Source organism: Pontibacter virosus (assembly GCF_003096355.1).
Lineage (GTDB): Bacteria > Bacteroidota > Bacteroidia > Cytophagales > Hymenobacteraceae > Pontibacter > Pontibacter virosus.
Genome location: NZ_QEKI01000002.1, coordinates 177138 through 199338, shown reverse-complemented (window position 1 = coordinate 199338; position 22201 = coordinate 177138). Strand labels below are relative to the sequence as shown.

The following is a 22201-nucleotide window of genomic DNA, read 5'->3' as shown; positions in this document are numbered from 1 at the left end:
TCAGTCCTGATTCAATTATTACAAGGGCAGTTTTACATCCTGCATTAGTCGCCCTACCGGGTACATCTGGTGGGTTGGCTCGTAGTGCGGGGAGTTCCGGTACACGAAATCCAGTTGGGCGCGGGCATTCTTGGCAAATTCCGGGTCTTTCTTTTTGCGCTCCTCTAACTGCTTGCGCAGGTCGGGATTTTTCTTCAGGATATCAGCAGCCAGGTCTTCGAATACATAGCTCGAGAAGTATTCTTTCTGCATCAGTATCCCGTCGAAGAAGTTCCAGTTGAAATAGGAGTCCACGGCCTGCGGCTCTAGCGCCTCTACCAAAAAGCGGTTGGCCTCCTGGTTCAGGTATACCACGTAATCGCCTTTCAGAAACTGCCGTGGCATGGTGCGGGTCTCTACCTGCGTGCCTGTGTGCAGGTAGTGGCCTTCGTACGGACGGGGCGAGGTTTTGTAGTCAGTAATGTAGTAGGTGTCGAGCGTGAGGGTGGTGTCGCGCTTGAGTTGGCGCATCTCCACCTTGTTCAATTTCAAACGCTCAATTACCTCGCGCCAGGCCTGCGGAATGATGTAGGCCACTGGCTTCTCCACCGTCACAGACGGGGTGAAGGTGTTGTAGTAGTTGATGTTGGTAGCATAAGGCGCTTTGCGGTCATAGTACAGGCGCTCGAGCCCGCTTACCTCGCTTGGCTTATACTTAGCAGCATAACCCAGAAACGGAATCTGTTCTACTTTCGTGGTATCCAGTTTCCAGTCCAGCGCAAAGGTCTTTTGCGCCAGCGTTTCCTGTTTGGCCTTAGCCCGCAGCTCACCTATCTCCTTGGCATCGCGGCTCACGGTGCTGATCATGTGCTCCATCAGTTTGTAAGTTGACTGCACCCGCTGGTCAAAAGGCTTAAGCATGTGCGTTTCGGGTACAAAACCAATGGTGTTGTAGAGTGCCGTATACCCGGTAGCATAGCGCGGCGATTCCATGAAGCCAATGATGCCCTTCTCCGGCGTCTCGCCAATGGTGTTCATGTAAGGCACCATCGGGAATTTGTCTTTCTTCATCCCTTCATACAGGGTAGGTAGCATTTTGCCTTGCAGGTAACCGGCCAGTGTCGGGTTCAGTTTGTTATGCTGCGTGGCGATGAGTGTCATCACGTGCTGGTAGTCAGCGCCGTTGGAGGTATGGTTGTCCATAAACACGTCCGGGTCCCAGTCGCGGTAAATGAGGTGGAAGGTCTGCGCGTTACGGGAATCGGTTTTGAGGTAGTCGCGGTTCAGGTCGAGGTTGCGGGCATTGCCCCGGAAGCCATAGCTCTCCGGACCGTTCTGGTTCGTACGGGTGTGGCTGTTTCGGTTGAGCGCTCCGCCAATGTTGTAGACAGGTATGATGGCCAACACCACGTTGTCGAGCTGTTTGCGCTTGTTTTTGTCTTGCAGGAAGTCGCGGGCCAGCAGCATGGTGGCGTCAATCCCCTCTGGCTCACCCGGGTGAATGCCGTTCTGGATGAGTAGTACGCGCTTGTCCTTTTGCTTGATGGAACGTGGGTCGAAGTCTTTGTCGGTGGAAATGACGACCAGGTGCAGCAAACGGCCGGAATCGGTATAGCCGTAGGGCACCATTTTTACTTCGTCGTAGGCCGCGTCGAGCTTGCGATACCAGTCGATGGCCTCGTCGTAAGTGGCTGTCTGGTTTTTATTGCCCTTTTCGTAAGGCGTTTTGAGGTCGTTTTTGTCAGGTGTTCCGGTAGCCAGCAGCGCGGCTAAAAGTAGGGTAGTTAGCATGTGCAGTGTTTACAATTGTTCTTGCCAAGCAATGTTAACCATTTATGCTCAGAAATGGAATTGAAAATGCGGCTGAACGTTGATTTTGGTAGTCAGTGTGTCTGGGTTGCGACCTGTCAGAATCGCGCGTAGGGAGAGTCTATACCTGAAATTGTTCCTATTCGGAGGCTCTTGAGGGTTTTTAACTCCGAGGCAAACTGTTGAAAAGATATGCATTCACATGGGTAGGTGTAGGTATAACAAGATTGCCTACCTGTTTGCCTGAGACCTTAACTGATTTGATAGAGGTGCCAACTGGCAGCTGTAAGGTATAGCATGGCCGAAGCCAGCAAGGACACAAGAAGTATTCTCTCGATAAGGTAACGCTTGATGTGCCGCTCGTAGCGCCAACCCACTATGTGAAAGAAGATGACCGACAAAGCCACCAAGGCAAACCCCGAGAAAATAGCCCAATCCCGGAACCCGGCAGGTGGCTCTGGCGACTCTGCAATAAAGTGGTAAGACAGCGCACTAAAAAGGAAAGTGAACACCAATTGACCCGGTCCTGTTAGTCTGCCGCCTCTAAAGAAAGAACGAAACATCTGATTCGCATTTATTTTGGGTTAGAGATAGATCAGGCAGGCTCTACAAGCGCTGTAGAAATGACGAACTATACCTGAAAAGTCTTCCGGTGTTTGTTGGTAGGGAAAAGCGTTTTGTCGAGGCTGTATTTGCCCGGACCGATTAAGTAAAGGGCGAAGAAAAGTATAGCTGCTTCCAGTGCGTGGGAATAGCCGCCAAAGCCATCACCTGCACTCATGTGGCGCAGGGTGGCAACGAGCATGGTAATAATCAATAAGACAAGCGTCGGGCGGAAAAACAGGCCCAGCACCAATAGCCCACCACCTACTGTTTCGGCAAAAGCAGCCATAAAGCCCCAGAACTCCGGCATAAAGTCTATACCCAGCAGCTGCATGTTTGCTCCTATTTTGGCCCAGCGCTCGGGCCCGCCGACCATTTTGGGCCAGCCGTGAAGGATGAACATGATGCCTATACCGATGCGAAGCAGCAGTAGGCCGGTGTTTTTATAGCTGTAGCGGGTGCGGAGTAATGACATGAGAGCAATAATACGCAATCCGCAGAAATATTACAATAATCTAATATATTAAAATGCCCTGCACTAAGGTATTGGCTGGCACCTGATCGGGTTTGAGCTGGTGCAGCCTGCCTTGATTTAATTGATTGGTATTCAATATAAAAGACATGCCGTCAGCTTCACTTACAGCTACAAAGCCTGCCTCACCTAAACTAGTATAGGCAATCGGATGATGCTGTGTTATTTCGCTGTACTTCGATCCAATTCCTATGCCCTGGGTCGTTCTGTAGTCAGGGTTGCGGATGCTGATGCGCCATACCTGGCAGTCAGGTTCGCAGATTTGTTCTATAAGTATACCTTCCGCATTTTCCGGACCGCTCAATGCATAAGCCGTATACTGTTGCCCCTCGAGTTGCAGGGTGGTGTCCCGGATCTGCTGGCCTGCCGGCACCTGGCTGCGCATTTCTGCAATGGGCATACCGATGCGCACATGGCCAACCCGGCCCTGGCTGATCACCAGGTTAGCCGGATCTGTTACTTCGGAGGGCGTTTCGGGTTCAGGGGTTTCGGTTATCAGTCCGCCTTCAGTTACCGTATCGGTATTGGAGGTCGCTTCACCGGCGTTGTCATGGTCGGCCAGGCAAGCTGCCATACCCACCCCCAACAAAATGGCGTAGATGGTATTCTTAAGCATGAGAAGAGATTAGGGAATCATTATATTCATCTTAACCCTGTTGTGACAGCCCGGGTTGTCGTATATTAGCACGAAAACGTAATTCGTTTATTTTGTCATACATCAACTAAAAATAACAAAATGGCTTTACCATTAATACTGGTTTCGAACGACGACGGCATTACGGCGCCAGGTATACGTACGCTGGTGAAAGTGGCCAAGAAGATAGGAGAGGTAGTGGTTGTGGCACCCGACGGGCCGCAGTCAGGTATGGGGCACGCGATCACGATCGGCAACACGCTGCGGCTCGACCGCTCTATCGCCTTCGACGATTTAGGTGTAGAGGCCTACGAGTGCTCCGGCACCCCGGCCGACTGCGTAAAACTAGCCAAGTTCCATGTACTGAAAGAACGCAAACCTGACCTGGTGGTGAGCGGCATCAATCACGGCTCCAACTCGAGCATCAGTGTGCTTTATTCGGGCACTATGTCCGCGGCTATTGAGGCAGCCATCGAAGGACTTCCGGCTATCGGGTTTTCGCTTTGCGATTACGGGCACGAGGCAGACTTTTCCCATACCGAAGAGTTTGTGGAACTCATCATCCGGCAGGCCCTGGAGCACGGTATACCTGAAAATACGGCCCTGAATGTAAACCTGCCTAAGAAAAGCAGTGAACCCATAAAAGGCGTGAAGGTATGCCGGCAGGCCCATGCCCGATGGCAGGAAGAGTTTGACGAGCGCCTCGACCCGCGCAACCGCCGCTACTTCTGGATGACGGGAAGCTTCGAAAACTTCGACAAGGGTGAGGACACCGACGAGTGGGCGCTGGTCAATAACTACGTATCCATTGTGCCTTGCCAGTACGATATGACGGCCTACCACGCCATGGCGACGCTCAATGAGTGGGATATGTAAGGTATAGAAAAACCCCTGGGCCGCCAAAAGCGGCGCCAGGGGCAACCTAACAAGTTTTTGTTTTCGTAGCTTATTTATACCTGGTTACCACTACGTCGGCTTTCTCTAATTCGGACTTCTTGCCGCCGTTGTCTGTCACAAACAAAATGGTTAGGGTCTGGGTGACGTTCACCGGCTGACCATCCACTTTGCCAGGATTCCACTGGCCGTTCGATTTCTGAAACACGTTGGAGATCATATCGTGCATCTCTTTGCCTACACTGGTCGGGATCATAGACATGACAGTGCCGTCTGCTTTTACCGTGAATGTCAGCGAGAGCGGGCCTTCAAATTCAGCTTTCGCAGGGTAGCGCAGGTTTTTGGCCAGGTAGCGTTCAAACGAACCGTCTTTGAAAGCGGGCTTCACATCCACTTCATCTGCTTTGTAAAAGCTTTTGGTGTACTTGGTCATGCTGGGTACACCCATTTTCTCGCTGCCATGGCCCGATTCGGAACTCAGGAACTGCACGGGTAGCACCACTTCAGCACCGGTTGGCTGCCCGTTTTTAAGAGCTGGCTCCCATTGGCCGGACGTGGCCTTCACAGCAGCCATGGCTGATTCGGAAAGTTTAGCCAAAAGAGTTTTGTTCTGCAGTTGGAAAGTAGAGGCATCCATGTAGTCTAGTTCGGAGCCCGGGCCAACGGTTTTCTTCAGCTTGGTGCCTTCCAGGCGCACGTTTGCTACCTGTCCTTCGCGGTCCACGTAGAACTTCACTACCACACGGGCGTTCAGGTTCTCCTTCCTGGCCTCGGCTGGCAAGGCCAAGTGGGCTTGCATGGCCTGCTGCATCGCTTCTGTACCGCCTTTAAAAGCAGGCATGCGATTAGCCACGCTCGCAGCGGCGGCCCGGTCAGTGTCCTTTAAGGCGAACTTGATTGGCAAGGTATAGCGCACCCGCACAGCTTTGCCATTCTGCCGGCCCGGTGTCCACTGGCCATTCATCTGCTTTACCACCCGCATCGCTTCTTCATCTGTTTCCTTGCTGAGCGGCTTCACGGTTTTCACTTCACTGATGCTGCCATTTGTCTCTACCACAAAGCTGATCACCACCAGGCCTTCCAGTCCGTTGCTCTTGGCAACATCGGGGTACTTGATATTGGTACCCAGGAACTTGAGCATTTCGGCCATGCCGCCTTTAAACTCGGGCATCTGCTCTACATACATAAAAGGCTCATCGGTAGACTTGTTGGTCTGCGCAAAAGCCTCTGTGTGCGATCCGAAACTAAGTGCGAGTGCCAGCAGGGGGGCAGTCAGCAGGGTTTTGAGTGTGTTCTTGTTTTTCATGAGATGTAAGTTTTAAGGTTTTGTTTAAGGTTAGAAAAGGCAATAGGCATCCTGCCCCGGTTTTTAGGCCGGGTAAAACAGGTATAAGCAGATAGGGGTGAGTTATTTTATGGCAAAGCGTACGGGCAAGGTATAGCGGACAGGTACAGCCACTCCATTTTGTTTGCCAGGAGACCACTGGCCTTGCATTTTCTCCACTACCCGTAACGCTTCTTTGTCAAGCGATTCGTGCAGGGGCTTCAGGATCGTGATATCCTGCAGGCCACCTTCTTTGTCTACCACAAAGGCCAGGACAACCAGTCCTTCAGCGCCTACCTCCTGCGCATCTTTCGGGTAGCGTATGTTGCGGGCCAGGAATTTCATCATTTCAGTATCACCTCCATCAAATTGGGGCATCTGCTCTACATAGCTATAGGGCTTTTCTGCAGTTGAAGATTCTTCTTTTGGCGGAGTGGGCGTAGTGGTTGGTTCCAACATTTTCAGCTCCTTCTTCACAACACTGGCTGTTTCGGTCGTCTTAGGCTCAGCTACTGCTGCTGTTGGCTCGGGGCGTATACCTTCTTTTCGCTGCTCCCCCACAGGTATAGCAGCTTTCCGGGCAGGCGCAGTGATCAGAATTTCAGACAGCGACGCCGGCTCCTCCACGAGAGGCGCAATGTCGGCGCTTACCTTGCTGCTCGAGAAGGCCACCAGCAGCAGGAGGATGACAGGCAGTGCCATGAGCAGGCGCGTTTTGCTTGCTGGTTTGCCGTGGAGTTGCAGCATGCGCAGGCGTCGGAAAACCTGGGGCTTCTGGAAGTAACTGCCCACCGGTATGCCGGCCATAAAGAGCGCTTCTTTGGCTAGCAGCGAGCTGTACTCTTGCGGCTGGCAATTGGCAAGCACCTCGGCATCGGCCTGAAATTCATGTACGTTGCGCAGTTCCTCTTTCATCAGCCAAACCAGCGGATTAAACCACAGCAGAGCCGTCAGTGTTTCATAGTATAGCACGTCATAGGTATGGCGCAGCTTCACGTGGGCCATTTCGTGCAAAAGAATCTGTTGTCGTTCCTGTGCGGACAGATGCTTCATGTCTCCCAAAAACACATAGTGCAGAAAGGCAAAAGAAGGAGATTGCCCTTCTGTTTGAAGCACGGTCGCCTCGGGGCTGGAAGAAAAAACCGGTGTGGCGGCGGATGCAAGCTTTCGGATGCGGACTACCTGCAGGCCAAGCCTGGCCAGTAACACAAGTCCAATCACACTATATAATATAAGGAGCAACTGGCTTGTGGTGAAAAGCGATGTCATGGCAGGCGTGGCTGAGCTATAGCCCACTACCTGTATTTCCTGCAGTTGGATGGCAGGTATAATGTCAGCAGCCGGGAGCGCCGTCTCAAATGGCAAGGGCAATTGCAATAGCGGAATGATCAGCGCTAGGGCAGGGGCTAGCAGCAGGTATAGCCGGTTGTAGACCAGGCCAGGCTGGTTGTGCAGCACAATTCTGTAGAACAGGTAGAGCACCAGCAGGGCCAGGGCTGATTGCAGCAGGTAGTTAACCGTTGTTTCCATCTTTCGGATCCTCCTCTTTTAGTTCGTCTTTTACATGGCGCATCAGTTGGTCGATCTCCTTTACATCCAGGTTGTTGTCCTTGGCGAAAAAAGAAACGAGCTTTTCGAAAGAGCCTCCAAAATAGCCACTCATAAAGTTTTTCAGGAAGAAGCTCTTATACTTGTCCTCTGCCACCAGCGGGTAGTACTCGTGCGACTTTCCGAAGGCGGTATAGCCGACAAACCCTTTTTTCTCCAGAATTCGCACAATCGTGGACACGGTGTTGTAGGCAGGCTTTGGCTCCGGCATTTCCTCCAAGATGTCCTTCACAAACCCTCTCTGCAGTTTCCAAAGGATCTGCATGATCTCTTCTTCGGCTTTGGTAAGTTCTTTCATATGTCGTATTGGCTGATTGGTAGGATAAATATATAACTAATTACTTAGTTTACAAACTAAATGTTTAGTTTATTATGAAATAATGTTCGCGCCCGCATTATTCCTTCTTTTAAATGGTCGCAAAAAAAGCCTCCGGCTGGCCTTTGGCTTTAAAAACAGCGCTGTGAGGCAAATTTCTTGAAGTTTGCTGTACCCAAAACCGGCACAACTTGGATGATGCAGGTTTTTTAATTAGCTGGCAATCTATGTGTTAAAAATAAATCTTGGTATCGTATTCTTTTTTAAAGCGGAAGTTTTTAAATTATGCTTGAAAAAGTGTCTGTAGTAATTAACTTGCGTGATGATGTTGTGTTGACTGTGGAGATGTATGCAAGCTATAACTACCTCTGACTGAAACTCACATTGAATCTAGTGATTAACTCAATTTTTCTAACTTAAACTCAAATTCTATGAGAAAATTCGTACTTATGGTATTTGCTCTGGTGCTCTGCCTGGTAGAACAGGTGGCTGCGCAGGGCAGAACTATATCGGGTACAGTGACCGAGCAGGCAACTGGCGAGGCGCTACCTGGTGTGTCCGTTATCGTGAAAGGTACAACCACGGGCGTCAGCACTGGTGTTGACGGTGGCTACTCCATCACCATTCCGGCTAACGTAACTGCTGAGACTGCCACTTTGGTCTTCCGTCAGATTGGTATGACTACACAGGAGATCGTGATTGGGAACAGATCAAGTATTAATGTAGCATTGAGTGCTGACACGCGTCAGCTTTCAGAAGTAGTAGTGACGGGTTATACCACGCAAACACAGCGTGAAGTAGCTGGTTCGGTTTCTACGGTGAAAGCTGAAGAGATCCGTCAGGTGCCGTTGGCATCTTTCGATCAGGCACTTCAGGGTAGAGCACCGGGTATCCTGGTGCAGGCCAACTCTGGTCAGCCTGGTGCGGCGGCTAACGTGGTGATCCGTGGCAGAGGCTCTCTCCGTGGTACAAACGACCCGCTTTACATCATGGACGGTGTGCAGATTTCTGCAGCTGACTTTGCTACCCTGAACCCTGCTGACTTTGAAAGCCTTACGATCCTGAAAGACGCTTCGGCTACTTCTATCTATGGTTCAAGAGGTGCAAACGGTGTTGTTGTAATCACTACCCGTAAAGGTCTTGCCGGTAAAACCCGTATTAACTACGACGTACAGTATGGCTTCTCAAGAGCTCCTGAGAACAGGCTGGAGGTAATGAACACAGAGCAGAAACTGCAGTACGAACTGCAGCGCGGCAACCCTTACGGCTGGACTGATGAAGAGCTTGTTGAACTGAGAAAAGTTGACACGAATTGGGAGGATGTGTTCTTCAAGACGGGTACAACCAAGAACCACACTCTGAGTGCATCAGGCGGTAGCGAAAAAACCACTTACTACCTGTCAGGCTCTCTTTTCGACCAGACAGGTACCGTGCCTAACACTGGTTTGGAGCGCTACACAGGTAGAGCCAACGTGGAGTCCAACGCCGGTAACTTCAACTTTGGTCTGAACTCTACTTTCGGTTACTCTGAGTTCACCAACACAAGTGAGGCAAACACGGGTATCAACGCACCGCTTAACGCGATCCGTTGGACGAACCCTTACGAGACGGTGTATGATGAGGAAGGCAACTACACGCAGATGACTTCTGGTCAGCCTAACGCGATGCAGGAACTTCTTGAAAACAAAAACCTTCGTCAGCAAATGAAGGCGGTTGGTAACATTTATGTAGGCTATCAGGCTCCATTCCTGGAAGGTTTGTCACTCAGAACAACTTGGGGTGGCGACTTTACTGGCAACGAGCAAACTGCATTCGTGAATCCTACTACTTATACTGGTCAGTTCTCTACGGGTGGTTCAGGTAGCTTCGGCCGTGGTTACAACCGTAACTTCTCCTACACTGGTACTACCTCTGCCACGTATAGCACATCTTTCGGCGAAGACCATACCTTGTCGGTAGGTCTCTTCAACGAGATCGTGAACAGAAAATTCAGAACATTCAACTTTACAGGTTACGGCCTGGGAGGTGCTTTCCAGAACGAAGCGGGTATCACACCGGGTAACGCTACTAACGGTTATATTCCGGCTGTGGGCGGCTCAGGCACTGAAAACGCGCTGCTTTCTTACTTCACCAACATCAACTACGGTTTCAAAGACAGATACTTTGTGACACTTGGTGCCCGTCGTGACGGTTCTTCCCGTTTCGGTGCGAACAGACGCTATGCGAACTTCGGTTCTATCGGTTTCAGCTGGATCCTGTCTGACGAAGCTTTCTTCGAAGGGCTGACCGGTGTGTTCAACGACGTAAAGTATAAGATCAGCTACGGTTCTGCCGGTAACCAGGCACTTACAGACGACTTTGCCTCCAGAGAGCTTTTTGCCCGTTCTGTATATGCTGGTATCAGCGGTTTGAGCCAGTTGCAGTTAGCTAACCCTGACCTGCAGTGGGAAAGAAAGACCACATTCAACACAGGTCTTGAGTTTACTACACTGAATGGCAGACTACAAGCTACTGGTGAATTCTACAACGCTGTGACAAGCGACCTGTTCCTCAGCCGTCAGCTGTCCAGAACCACTGGTTTCACTAACCTGCTCTCTAACGTAGGCGAACTGCGCAACCGCGGTGTGGAACTTGCCCTGAACGGCGACATCATTGCCTCACCTGACTTCACATGGAGTGCCAACATTAGCGCAACTTATAACAAGAACGAAGTGCTGAGCCTGGTAGGCAACGAAGAAGAGATGATTGAAGGCCTTTACATCCAGCGTGTTGGCGAGCCAATGAACTCTCTGTACGTGGTACGTTATGCCGGTGTAAACCCAGACAACGGTAATGCGCAGTATTTCACAAGAGAAGGCGAGATTACAGAAGTATACGACCCGAACGACCGTGTAATTGTAGGTTCAGTTGAGACGCCTTGGTTTGGTGGTTTCGGTACTACGCTTCGCTTCAAAGGACTTGAGTTGAGCAGTTTCTTCAGCTTCGTAACAGGCAACAAACTCTACAACAACGACCGTGCAAACGTAGAGCATCCGCAATACCTGTGGGACAACCTCTCGACGTCTATGCTTAATGAGTGGACGCCGGATAACAGAGTTACAGATGTGCCAAGACCAGGCAGCCCATTCCGTTCGGGTACTACCCGTTTCGTAGAGGATGGCGACTTCCTGCGTCTGCGTAACATCAACCTGTCTTACGAGTTGCCACAGAGCATCTACAGCGGCATAGGCATCAGCAGCATCAGACTGTTTGCTCAGGGCCAGAACCTGAAAACCTGGACTAACTTTAAAGGTTTCGACCCGGAAGTTTCAACAGGCTCACTGGTGGGTGCTCAGTACCCAGCCCTCCGCACTGTTACATTTGGTCTGAACGTTGGTTTTTAATAATTTAATTTACAGAAAATGAGAATCAAACATCTATTTATAGGCTTGGGTTTATGCTGCTCGGTTGCACTCTCTTCCTGCGAAGAAGTAATCGAAGTAGAACCTGAGTTCCAGAGAGACGCAGACTTCCTGTTCAACAACCTGGATGACTACGAATTCGCCCTGACTGGCGCTTATGCGCGCTTCCGTAACGTAGCCTACTTTGGCAGCGGAGCTCAAACAACAGGTACCTGGTCACAGCTGCCTGACATGATGAGCGACAACCTGGTGCAGACATCTGAAGACCTTGCCAACTGGTCAAACCAGACCAACTGGGTGTACACCAGCGACGAGGACGACGTAGCGCAGGCCTGGCTTGCCGCTTACTCTGTGATCACCCAGTCCAACATCGTGCTGCGCAACATTGACAACTTCGCGTCTGAGAACCCAGGTCGAGTGAACCGTCTGAAAGGACAGGCTTTGGCGATCAGAGCGATGGCACACTTCGACCTGCTGCGCTACTGGGCTGTTAGCTACGACCGTAACTCAAACGAGTTGGGAGTGCCTTACATCGAGTCTGTTGACCCGGAAGCAAAACCAGCCAGAGAGACCGTGCAGGAGAACTACAACAAGATCTTCAGAGATTTGGAAGAAGCTGAAACGCTGCTCGGCGACGTAGACAGAGCCGTCAATACTTCTAACCGTGCGTTCATCGACCAAATTGTAGTAAAAGCAATTCTGGCCCGTGTGAACCTGTACGCGAAGAACTATGATGCTGCTGAAACCTACGCAACTCAGGTTATCGATGCCCGTCCGCTTGCTACGAGAGCGCAGTTCCCTGGTGTTTGGACTGACGCGACTTATGCGGGCGTGATCTGGTCAATAAACTTCAACGCTGGCGAAGGCTCGGCTTCTAGCGGTACTTTTAACGGACCGTCTAACCGAAACCGTTTCAGACCATCTGAAGAACTGTTGGCAGAGTACAATGCTAATGACATTCGTACTACAGCCTATTTTGGTACCAGAAACCTTTCTGGCTCTCCAAGAACGGTGATGACAAAATTCTTAAGCCGTGGCACTGCGTCAGACAACCTGGTAGACTGGAAAGTTTTCAGAACTGCTGAAATGTACCTGATCCGTGCCGAGGCCAGAGCCATGAAGTCTACGCCTGACCTGCTTGGTGCTATTGCAGATCTGCACACCTTGCGCGCTGCCCGTATCGAAGGATACAACCCACTGCTAAACACACCGGTTGGACTGCAGGCTACCCTGGATGCGATTGCACTGGAGCGCCGTAAGGAACTGATCGGCGAAGGACACCGCTTCTTCGACCTGAAGCGCACTACGCGTACAATTGAGCGTGAAGACTGCGGTACTACCGCTACTAACTGCTCATTGGCACCAACTGCTCGTGAGTGGGCGTGGCCAATTCCGCAGGGTGAAATCGACGCAAACCCAACGTTAGAATCTCAGCAAACCACTGGTTACTAATATCCGAAAGGAACACCATTCTAAAAGCCCCGGCAGCCTTCTGGTTGCCGGGGCTTTTTTATTTTTTCTCCAGCATGGTCACGCTTAAAAAGCCGCTGCCCTCGTGGAGGGTCGACTTCCAGCCCAGGTCCTGCAGGTACCAGCGTATAAAGTTATTGAGCAGGCCGTGTGCCACCAGTATCACAGCAGGATTATGTTCTGCGTCACCCGCCAAAAAAGAGGCAGCTTCCCGTGCTCGCTGCTTCGCCTGCCGGAACGTCTCGATACCCTTGCTGTTCAGTCCCATCATCCAAAGCAACCGGGCACTCACCAGCCAGAGCCGGATGGGAAGCCGCAGCAGGGGCAACGAGAAAATACGGCGCTCAAACTCCCTGAACTCATGCCGCACAATCAGCTCGACCTCCTCCCCAAATATCTGGCGGGCGGTAAGCTGCGACCGCACCAAAGTGCTGCAATATACCTGGCGGATTTCCTGAAAGGGAATGGCCGCGTGCTCGAATACGAATTGCTCGACTTCTGCCGCATCGTAGTCATTTATGTAAGCCCGTGCAGATGCTTTGTTAAAATACCCCTTCTTCGGCACCACGGGCCGTGCGTGTCGGATGAGGAAGATCCGTCCTCTTGTATGACTGGTTTCGGTTGCTCCTTCCAAGGTATGGCTTTGCTGATTCAAACATGCTATACGAAAGCAGATGCCCTGCGATGCCTGCCCGCCATTTGGCAACCATCTCGAGCCACTGTTTTAAGGGGTCTGGCAGGTATGGGAAGTGAGATCGATAAAAAAACGTAAAAAACCGAAAATCACACTAACGGAATAGGGTCTGAACGCGTAATAGTATGCACCGACAAGCCAGCCATCGGCCTCTCTTTATACCTGGCTGGCTACTTATCAATTCCTATACCTGCCTTCAAATGCAATTCTGCAACCTGACGGATAAGGTATATTGGCCTGAACCAGAACTTGATGTAAAATATATCTACACCAGAAAAGATAATGAAAACATCCCATCACCCATCGACAATCCTGATGACTGCGGATACGGTTGGCAGCGTATGGACGTATGCACTGGAGCTAACAAGAGCCGTAGCAACACATGGCACACACATAGCACTGGCTACCATGGGAGAGCCCATGAGCGAAGAGCAGCGTGCGCAGGCCGAGAGCATCTCCAATCTCACCGTATATGAAAGCACGTATAAACTCGAGTGGATGGACGCTCCGTGGGAGGAGGTAGAGAAAGCCGGTGAATGGCTGTTGCAGTTGCGCGACCAGGTGCAACCCGACCTGATCCACCTCAACCATATGAGTTTTGGCAGTCTGGACTGGGGAAAACCTGTGCTGACGGTCATTCACTCTTGTGTGCTATCGTGGTGGCGTGCCGTGAAGCAGGAGGAAGCACCTAAGAAATGGAACAAGTACAGGGAAATGGTACGCAAGGGGCTGCAGGCAGCTGATGTGGTCGTAGCTCCGACGCAGGCCATGATGCACCAGGCTGAGGAACTGTATGGTCCGTTCAAACACAGTGCCGTGGTGTACAACGGACGCGGACAGCATTACTTCCAGTTCGGACGCAAAGAGCCGTTCGTTTTCAGCCTGGGCAGGGTGTGGGACGAGGCCAAGAACATCTCGATGCTGGCGCATATTGCTTCGGACCTGCAGTGGCCGGTTTATATAGCCGGCGAAGGGAGGCATCCGGAAACAGGGGAGTCCATGGAGTTGGAAAACGTGTATTTCCTGGGGCAGCTCACCAACAAAGAGGTAACGGATTGGCTGTCCAGAGCGTCGATCTATGCGCTGCCTGCCAAGTATGAGCCATTCGGGTTAACGGTGCTGGAGGCGGCCATGTCGGGTTGCGCCCTGGTAGTGGGCAAGACCGAAAGCATGGCCGAGGTATGGGGCAATGCTGCCAAATACGTAGACCCGGTCAGTGCAGATGAACTGCGTGATACGATTGAGGATTTGATAGAGGACGAGTTTTGCCGCAATATAATGGCTTGCCGCTCTGTGAAACGCTCGCATGGATACACCGCCGACCAGATGGCCCAGGATTACAGTTATCTGTATGGGCAGCTGATTAAGGCACCGGTTTCGGTTTCTGAATGAAAAACTAGCTTATCTTTACAAAAAAATTGTCAGACAACGGCATGAACATCGTAATACTTGGCCTTTCTATCACAACCTCCTGGGGCAACGGCCATGCTACCACCTATCGTAACCTGGTGCGGGCACTGCACGCCAATGCACACCACATCTTGTTTCTGGAGAGAACATCCACCCAGCGTACTGCGCCTGATTTAAGTGAGCCCGACTTTTGCCAGGTCGGGAAGTACGAATCACTCGGGCAACTGCAGCAGTACACAGAGCAGGTGCGTGAGGCTGACATGGTAATAGTAGGCTCCAGCCTGACAGAAGGCAATGCTATTGGGAAATGGGTGATTGAGACGGCTAAAGGCATCAAAGCTTTTTACGATCTGGATGCCCCGGCAACTCTCACCGAGCTAGAAGGCCAGGGACCAACATACCTGAATGCGAGCCTGATTCCCGCATTCGACTTATACCTGTCCTGCACAGGCGGTCCGGCGCTGGAACTGTTTGAGCAGAAGTATGGCGCCCGCATGGTACGCCCATTGTATTTTTCAGTTAATCCCGCGCTATACCACCACGAGTACCGCGAGATCAAATGGGACCTGGGTTACCTGGGCGCCTATTCAGAAGACCGGCAGTCTACCCTGCAGAAACTGATGGTGGATACTGCAGCGCAGTGGCCCGAGGGACGCTTTGCGGTGGCAGGCACGAAATATCCTGAAGACATGGGCTGGCCGGGCAACATCACCATGCTCCATCACTTGACCCCGGTTGAACACCGCGATTTCTTCAACAGCCAGCGCTTTGCCCTGAGCATCGCCCGCGCCGGCACCAGCAGGTTCGGCTATACCCCGAGCATGCGACTCTTTGAAGCGGCAGCCTGCTGTACGCCCGTCATCTCTGACTATTGGGAAGGTATAGAAGCGCTGTTTGAGCCCGAGTCGGAGATCCTGATAACGAAAAGCGCTTCCGAAACGCTCCGTTATCTGCGTGAGATCTGTACTTCTGAGCGTAAGGCTATTGGAACGCGAGCCCGTCGCAAGGTAATGGCGCATCATACAGCCGCCCATCGTGCGCACGAGCTGGAAACTTATGTGGGAGAGTTGATGACACTAGACACCTCAAATGAAGAACAGCTGGAAACGATCAGGTAGTATTAAACGATTTATATAAGAAAAGGCCATACCTGAAATGCTGACAAGCAGGTATGGCTCTTTTTTGTGCGGTATGCAACTAACCTGCTCCGCTCTGATAACTTCGGAACAATGACTAAGAAAGAAATAGAACGCTGGAAGACGCTCAAATCGCAGGTTGTATTTGATCATAAGTGGTACACTCTTCGCCGTGATCATGTGGAGCTGCCCAACGGTCACCAGATGGACGATTACTTCGTGAGTGTGCGGCCGGATGTGGTATTGACCTTCCCAATAACCGAGGATGGACATGTGCTCTTTGTGCGCCAGTACAAGCATGCTGCCGGCGACATCTTCATCGAACTACCCGGTGGTGTGATCGATGCGCATGAGAAAGACCCCTTAGAGGCGGCGAAGCGAGAACTGCTGGAGGAAACCGGCTATACCACCAACGAGATAGAGCCTGTGCTGCAGGTAATCGACAACCCAACCAAAGACACAAACAAAATCTACTTCTACATTGCCCGCAACGTGCGCGAAGTGGCCGCCCAGGACTTGGATGAAAGTGAGCACATCGAGGTCCTGAAGGTGCCTTTGCAGGAGGTGGAGCAGATGATCCTAAGCGGTCAGATCAATGTGGCTGGTACTGTGGCGCTTTGCCTGCTGGCCCTCCGCAAACTGGCGCGTTAATCGGCTACCTGCCAGGCAGTAGCCGCTATAATGTTAGTGCCCTTCCAGTGCAAGGTATAGCCTGCCGCGTGCGGGGCGAGGCTAAACTGCGGGTGCAGGTCCAACTCCTGGTGTATCTGTGCTGCTGTTACCTGACATGGAGCGGGCGTAAACCCATTGCGTATCAGGCGGTGCTGCCAGGCATCCAGCCGCTCGTGGCGTTCCACACGGTCGCTCCCCTCAAAAGCTACTACATTGAGGATCTCTCTCCCAAAAAACTCCTGTTCTATGACGCGGCGCTCCGGCATGTCGGCTGGCAAGAGTGTGTCCAGTACGTCAAACACGGTATAGTAGTGGCGCAGCGACTCACGCAGGCGCGGCAGGAAATCCAGGCGGTTGTGCTCGGAGTCTGGTTCAGTTAAGGTTACCAGCTGTGGACGCAGCTTCCGGATCTGTTGCAGCACCCGATCACGCTGGTCAGGTATCGCTACCAGTTCGTCGGCGAGGTGGTGCAGAGTGAGTGCGGCATTCACAATCAGGGTATGGGATGGAGCTATTTCAAGCGACTGCAGGTCGAAATCTTCGAGGCGGGTGGCCAGATAGGTATAGCTGAAGTTCAGACCTAAACGCTCAGCGTGTGCTGACAGACGCGAACCTGTCGCCTGAAGCTTGAATGCCGGGTTATCGTTTCTGCCATCTGGTATATCGATACCAGTGAGATGCAAAGCAGGACGCTCGCCGGGCAATGCTGCCAGCAACTCCATGAAATGAAACCACTGCAAACCACTGCCTATACCTAAATCGAGCAGGTATACCGATGCTTTACCGGCAATAGCAGCGCATATAGAGTGGTTGGCGAAGCGGTGTCCGAATGTAACGAGTGGCGTGGCTGTCACCAGCACATTAAAGGCTGCGATCATGTCCATCTCCCCTAAGTTGGAGGCATACAAGTTGCCTGAGGCAGCAGTTTTGCCTTGTTGACAACGCAATGCCATGGCCCGTGCAAAAGCCTGCGCAATGCGGCCCTCCGCATCTGTCTGCTCAACCGCCTTCGTTAGCAGGTCATTTACACCAGTTACCGCCTCTTCAGGCTGGTCCTGTATCTGGTAGCCCAGGTCAAGCACTTGTGCCAGCAGCGGTTGTGTGGCGTATACGCGGGAAGGATGTAGCAGTTCTTGGAGCATATGAAGTAGGTATAACTGATGTTCGTCGGGGCCTATGGTCAGGCGCAGGGTATGGTGATCGGCGCGACGCACCAGGATGTGGTTTGCGAGTAAGTAGTTGTGTATTTCATCGGCACTGTATCCGCCGGCATCCACCAGCAGAAAATTGCCCTGCGATGGCCAGAACTGAACGCCCATTTTATACAAAGCCCGCTCCAGTTTGGCCTTTGCGACCTGCGTGGCCTGCAGGGTCATGTACAGGAACTGTTCGTCTTCCAGAGCGGCCAGGGCAGCGACCTGGGCGAGTTGGTTAACATTATAAGGCTGTTTCACCTCCAGTACCTGCTGGATCAAATGACGTTGTGCGATCATGTACCCGATGCGGACAGAGGCAAGTCCGTAGGCTTTGGAGAAAGTGCGCAATACCACCAGGTTCGGGTAGCGGGGCAGCATGCTCACCGCATCGGCACAATCGGGCGCGGTAACATACTCTATGTAAGCTTCATCCACCACCACGGTAACGTGTGCCGGCAGGCATGCGAGTACCTGCTCCAACTCAGTGCTTGTCAGGTAGGTACCGGTCGGGTTATTCGGATTGCAAATGAAGCAAAGCCGGGTAGTAGGCCTCAGTTGGCGCTTGAAAGCTTGTACGTCGATCCGGTAACCGCTCGTGAGCGGAATCTCCGTGCAGGGAACCCGCAGCGCGCGGGCCTCCTGGCAATACAGCGGATAGGAGGGGGTGAAGGTGAGCACTTCTCCGTCCTTGTCGTGACCGCAGAAGCGACGCATCAGCAGCGAAATTAGCTCCGCCGATCCACTTCCCACTATAATTTCGTCAGCCTGCACACCTTGCTTTCTGGCTAGAGCGAGCCGCAGATCAGCCGCGTCGGGCGTTGGGTAACCGTGCACGCTGCTTATGGCTTGCTGCATGGCGGCCAGCACCTGTAGAGATGATCCGAACAGGTTTTCATTGGTGGCAGCCTGGTAAGGGAGGCGTTTGTTTTCCATGGGAAAAATATAATGGAGCGGGTTGTTCATTGCAATATAGCAATTCAAAAATGTATATTATGTTTTAAATACGGGCTAAGCATAAATAATTAATAACAAAATGAAATTTAAAAAAATGCTGCTTAAGGCTTAAGTAACTAAATATCTGAAAATGTTGTATATACAATTATTGCAAGCGTTATTGCATTCGAATCATAGATTTTTTTCGCATGAAGTTAGAAGATGAATTAAAAATGCCCAAGTTCAGGAGCCCTTATCAGAAAGCATCTCTGAACCTGATGTTTACAGGCGAATGGATGATGGCGCGCGTCGACAGCCTGCTCAAGCCCTACGATATTTCTTCGCAGCAGTTCAATGTCTTGCGCATCCTGAGAGGGCAGCAAGGGAAGCCGCTCAACCTGTTCACCATACAGGAGCGGATGCTCAACCGCATGAGCAATGCCACGCGGCTTGTGGAGAAACTGCGTCTGAAAGGGCTGGTGACCCGCGAGCTTTGCGAGCAGAACAGACGCAAGGTAGAAATTGCCATTACAGACAAAGGGATGGATCTGCTCGACAACCTGGACCCCCTGATGAAGCAGCTGGAGGAGGAGACGTTTAAGAACCTGTCAGCAGAGGAGGCGCAGCACCTAAGCGATACCCTGGACCGGGTGAGAGCTTAATTTTAACAGCGATTCCTGCATCCATCAACTTCTGGCCGAGCCTCGCGTTTAAATGTCAGTAAGAACATTTAAATAGCTATGGAACAGGAACAAACAACACTACTGAAAGATTATACCATGGAAGAAAAGGGTGCCTACCTGGCTGCCCTGGCTTCTATCGCCTCTGCAGACGGAAACGCCTCTGAGGAAGAACTTGAGTTTTTGAGAGTGCTGAGCGAGGCAGCCGAGATGCCGGAGAACATAGAGGAGGAGGTGCTGTCTATTGCCAGAAATCCTTCTCAGATCAGCCTGCAGCGCGTGTTGGATGTGCTCAAAAAGAGTCAGCTGCGCTTTTCATTTATTACGGATATCATCAGTTTTGCCAAGGCCGATGGCGAATATAGCCAGGAAGAGCAAAAGCGCATCCAGGAGATGGCCAACTACCTGGGCGTGGACCAGCAGCAGTACAGCTTGCTGGAGCAATTTGTAGACAAGGCCGATGAAGCACAAAAACAGGGAGAGGATCCGAGCTCACAGGCATTTATGAACAAAAATGGCTTTGGCGACATGTTCAAGAATGTTGGCATTTCGCCGCAAATGGTACAAGGTATACTAGGTATAGCAGCGCCTATTGTACTGGCCCGCATGATGAGCGGTGGCAGACGCCGTGGTGGCATGATGGGCGGTATGGGTGGTATGGGCGGCGGCCTGTTAGGTGGCTTGCTAGGCGGGATGATGACGGGCCGGGGAGGCTTGATGGGGGGCGGCCGACGCTCTACCAGCGGCTTGGGCTCCATGGCCTCTGTACTGGGCGGACTCAACGGCCATAGCCGCTACGGCGGCATGGGCTCCGGCGGATTAGGTGGCCTGCTGGGTGGCCTGTTCGGCGGAGGTAAACGAGGTGGTGGCACCAGCTGGTAAGGTATAGCAGGTCATACCGCAGGTATAAAGAACATAAGAACCAGAGCTGGAAGTAGACTATACCTCCAGCTCTAGTTTTATGAGCCTCCTCAGGTCGTCCTCCCGCAGCAGTCCCCGGACCAGTTTGTTGCCAATGATAAAGGTCGGCACGGCCTGTATACCTACTTCTTCGTAGGCATGCTGCAGTGCCTGCCGGTGTGTCTCCTTATACCTACCCGAATCCAATGCCTGTCTGAATCCCGTTTCATCTAACCCCACCTCACCGGCCAGTTTCGTGAGCACGTCCACTTCGCTGATGTCCTGTTCTTCCTGAAAAAAGGCTGTGAACATACGGTGCGTGTAGGCTTCCCCTTTGCCCTGTTCCTGCGCATACTGGTAACCTTCGAATGACAGGTGTGTGTAAGGCTGCGGCGATACTTTGGGCAGTACGATATGGATGCCTAATTGCTTTGCCATCGGATATACCGAGTTTTCCCAAGTCGTCTGCAAATACTCACCCTCCGGTTTGAGGGTAGGGTTCGGGTAGGGTCGAAGTTCGAAAGGCATCCACTCCACCTGTACCTGGTCCTTTATACCTTGCAAAGCCCTTTCAAGCACCTGCTCCCCAAAAAAGCAGTAAGGGCAAACGTAATCAGAATAAACCTTTATCTGTAGCATATTATTTCTGCCTGTGAACTTTATTCTACCATAGGTGTCAGACTTTTGTTTAAAGTCGGTTTGCCAGACTAGTAGTTATACCTTACTTTAAGTAGTTTTAGGGGCACATTCTAAACGCACCTGATACTATGCTAAAAGACAAATTCCTATACCTGGCGCTCGCCCTGACAATGGGTATAGGCGGCTGCCAGCAACAGCCGCAGCAAACTACAGCAACCTCAAGCGCACAACAGACCGAGACAAAGGTATACTACCCCGGCAAAGGCGATAACTGGGAAAAGAGGCAGCCAGAGCAACTGGGTATGGACGCAGCTATGTTGCAGGAAGCGGTTGAGTGGGCCAAACAGCAGGAGACGACTCAAATGCCCAAAGATTTCTCGACACAAGAGGAAATTTTCGGCAAAATGCTCGGTCCTATACCTAACGACAGGGCCAGCACGAACGGCATCATACTAAGGAACGGCTACATTGTGGCCGAGTGGGGCGAAACCGAGCGGGTAGACCCGACTTACAGCGTGGCTAAAAGTGTGCTCTCGACGATACTGGGTATCACCATCGATCGAGGTATGATCAAAGACATCCAGGACCCGGTAGCCAACTACGTAAAGGACGGCGGCTATGACTCAGAGCAGAACCGCAAAGTGACCTGGGAACACCACGTGCGGCAAACAAGTGAATGGGAAGGCGAGCTATGGGGCAAAAAGCATGATTTTGTAGGCAAAGAAGAATATGGCAAAGGCGAACGCAAGCCACGCGAACTGCAGGAGCCGGGCACTTTCTACGAGTACAACGATGTGCGCATCAATCGTTTTGCCTTGTCTATGCTGCGCCTCTGGAAGAAGCCACTGCCGGAAGTTTTCAAAGACGAAGTAATGGATCCGATAGACGCTTCTAACACCTGGCAATATGTGCCCTACCGTAACTCTTATGTAGAAATAGACGGCAAGCGCATGCCTTCAGTGAGCGGCGGTACCCGATGGGGTGGTGGCCTCTGGATCAGCGCCCGCGACGAAGCCCGCTTCGGCTACCTGTTCCTGCGGAATGGCCGTTGGAAAGACAAGCAGATCGTATCGGAAGCGTGGGTGAAGGAAGCAACGACTGTAAGAGGACCTGTCGGTCCGGACTACGGCTACCTGTGGTGGCTTAACACGGAAGGCAAGGCCTGGCCGAGTGCACCAACCACCAGTTACGCCGCTTTAGGCGCCGGGCAGAATACCATTTGGGTAGATCCCGAGCATGATATCGTGATTGTTTGGCGCTGGCATAATGGGAATCCGGATGAGTTGATTAAGCGGGTGTTGGCAGCGGTGAAGGAGTAGGGGATTTGTAGCTAGGACTGTTGCAGGTATAATAATTTTTACTGTTTCATAG

Annotated in this window: 19 protein-coding genes; 9 read left to right on the top strand and 10 right to left on the bottom strand. The window is 51.8% G+C overall.

What is annotated here, in order from left to right; genetic code table 11:
* Window positions 1–18: 18 nt before the first annotated feature.
* From C8E01_RS03865 to C8E01_RS03850, 4 genes are all read right to left on the bottom strand, one after another.
* The gene (locus C8E01_RS03865; protein ID WP_116542045.1) at window positions 19–1770 is read right to left on the bottom strand and encodes a M14 family zinc carboxypeptidase; all 1752 of its coding nucleotides are present in this window, start codon (window positions 1768–1770) and stop codon (window positions 19–21) included.
* A gap of 269 nt (window positions 1771–2039) precedes the next feature.
* The gene (locus C8E01_RS03860) at window positions 2040–2351 is read right to left on the bottom strand and encodes a hypothetical protein (RefSeq protein WP_133242713.1); all 312 of its coding nucleotides are present in this window, start codon (window positions 2349–2351) and stop codon (window positions 2040–2042) included.
* A gap of 68 nt (window positions 2352–2419) precedes the next feature.
* Complete coding sequence (locus tag C8E01_RS03855) at window positions 2420–2866, bottom strand: DoxX family protein (RefSeq protein WP_116542043.1); 447 nt, start codon at window positions 2864–2866, stop codon at window positions 2420–2422.
* Between the two features lie 40 nt (window positions 2867–2906).
* Window positions 2907–3539, bottom strand: a complete 633-nt coding sequence (locus C8E01_RS03850; RefSeq protein WP_116542042.1) for a mechanosensitive ion channel protein MscS — start codon at window positions 3537–3539, stop codon at window positions 2907–2909.
* Between the two features lie 120 nt (window positions 3540–3659).
* Between C8E01_RS03850 and surE the strand changes: the two genes are divergently transcribed.
* Window positions 3660–4433: a 5'/3'-nucleotidase SurE gene (gene surE / locus C8E01_RS03845; protein WP_116542041.1), complete on the top strand. Its 774-nt coding sequence runs from the start codon at window positions 3660–3662 to the stop codon at window positions 4431–4433.
* A gap of 70 nt (window positions 4434–4503) precedes the next feature.
* Here the strand turns inward: surE and C8E01_RS03840 are convergent, their stop codons facing one another.
* The 3 genes from C8E01_RS03840 to C8E01_RS03830 form a co-directional block, all read right to left on the bottom strand.
* Window positions 4504–5757: a TonB family protein gene (locus C8E01_RS03840; RefSeq protein ID WP_116542040.1), complete on the bottom strand. Its 1254-nt coding sequence runs from the start codon at window positions 5755–5757 to the stop codon at window positions 4504–4506.
* 102 nt (window positions 5758–5859) lie between these two features.
* Complete coding sequence (locus tag C8E01_RS03835; RefSeq protein ID WP_116542039.1) at window positions 5860–7305, bottom strand: M56 family metallopeptidase; 1446 nt, start codon at window positions 7303–7305, stop codon at window positions 5860–5862.
* On the bottom strand, window positions 7289–7681 hold the full coding sequence (locus C8E01_RS03830; protein WP_116542038.1) for a BlaI/MecI/CopY family transcriptional regulator: 393 nt from the start codon (window positions 7679–7681) through the stop codon (window positions 7289–7291). Before C8E01_RS03830 ends, C8E01_RS03835 begins: the two co-directional genes overlap by 17 nt.
* A 449-nt stretch (window positions 7682–8130) precedes the next feature.
* Here C8E01_RS03830 and C8E01_RS03825 point away from each other — a divergent pair, with 449 nt between their 5' ends.
* Together C8E01_RS03825 and C8E01_RS03820 are read left to right on the top strand one after the other, a co-directional pair.
* On the top strand, window positions 8131–11082 hold the full coding sequence (locus C8E01_RS03825) for a SusC/RagA family TonB-linked outer membrane protein (RefSeq protein ID WP_116542037.1): 2952 nt from the start codon (window positions 8131–8133) through the stop codon (window positions 11080–11082).
* A gap of 18 nt (window positions 11083–11100) precedes the next feature.
* A complete protein-coding gene (locus C8E01_RS03820; RefSeq protein ID WP_116542036.1) occupies window positions 11101–12552 on the top strand; it encodes a RagB/SusD family nutrient uptake outer membrane protein in 1452 nt (483 codons plus the stop codon).
* 58 nt (window positions 12553–12610) lie between these two features.
* Here the strand turns inward: C8E01_RS03820 and C8E01_RS03815 are convergent, their stop codons facing one another.
* Window positions 12611–13225, bottom strand: a complete 615-nt coding sequence (locus C8E01_RS03815; protein ID WP_243409416.1) for a histidine phosphatase family protein — start codon at window positions 13223–13225, stop codon at window positions 12611–12613.
* A 321-nt stretch (window positions 13226–13546) separates the two neighbouring features.
* On the opposite strand from C8E01_RS03815, the gene C8E01_RS03810 reads away from it, so the two are divergent.
* From C8E01_RS03810 to C8E01_RS03800, 3 genes are all read left to right on the top strand, one after another.
* On the top strand, window positions 13547–14656 hold the full coding sequence (locus C8E01_RS03810; protein ID WP_243409415.1) for a glycosyltransferase: 1110 nt from the start codon (window positions 13547–13549) through the stop codon (window positions 14654–14656).
* A gap of 41 nt (window positions 14657–14697) precedes the next feature.
* A complete protein-coding gene (locus tag C8E01_RS03805; RefSeq protein ID WP_116542033.1) occupies window positions 14698–15792 on the top strand; it encodes a CgeB family protein in 1095 nt (364 codons plus the stop codon).
* A gap of 111 nt (window positions 15793–15903) precedes the next feature.
* Window positions 15904–16461, top strand: coding sequence for an NUDIX hydrolase (locus tag C8E01_RS03800; protein ID WP_116542032.1), 558 nt, complete (start codon window positions 15904–15906; stop codon window positions 16459–16461).
* Here C8E01_RS03800 and hisC read toward each other — a convergent pair.
* A complete protein-coding gene (gene hisC, locus C8E01_RS03795; protein ID WP_116542303.1) occupies window positions 16458–18611 on the bottom strand; it encodes a histidinol-phosphate transaminase in 2154 nt (717 codons plus the stop codon). The genes C8E01_RS03800 and hisC overlap by 4 nt on opposite strands.
* Before the next feature lie 209 nt (window positions 18612–18820).
* Here hisC and C8E01_RS03790 point away from each other — a divergent pair, with 209 nt between their 5' ends.
* Both C8E01_RS03790 and C8E01_RS03785 read left to right on the top strand, forming a co-directional pair.
* Window positions 18821–19273, top strand: a complete 453-nt coding sequence (locus tag C8E01_RS03790; protein ID WP_165820556.1) for a MarR family winged helix-turn-helix transcriptional regulator — start codon at window positions 18821–18823, stop codon at window positions 19271–19273.
* A gap of 78 nt (window positions 19274–19351) precedes the next feature.
* Window positions 19352–20173 carry a TerB family tellurite resistance protein gene (locus tag C8E01_RS03785; protein WP_116542031.1) on the top strand — a complete coding sequence of 274 codons (822 nt, stop codon included), beginning with the start codon at window positions 19352–19354 and terminating at the stop codon, window positions 20171–20173.
* 57 nt (window positions 20174–20230) lie between these two features.
* On the opposite strand, the gene C8E01_RS03780 is transcribed toward C8E01_RS03785, so the two are convergent.
* Entirely contained in the window at window positions 20231–20830 is a 600-nt protein-coding gene (locus tag C8E01_RS03780; protein ID WP_116542030.1) for a DsbA family oxidoreductase, read from the bottom strand.
* A 128-nt stretch (window positions 20831–20958) separates the two neighbouring features.
* Here C8E01_RS03780 and C8E01_RS03775 point away from each other — a divergent pair, with 128 nt between their 5' ends.
* The gene (locus C8E01_RS03775; RefSeq protein ID WP_243409414.1) at window positions 20959–22149 is read left to right on the top strand and encodes a serine hydrolase domain-containing protein; all 1191 of its coding nucleotides are present in this window, start codon (window positions 20959–20961) and stop codon (window positions 22147–22149) included.
* Window positions 22150–22201: the final 52 nt, after the last annotated feature.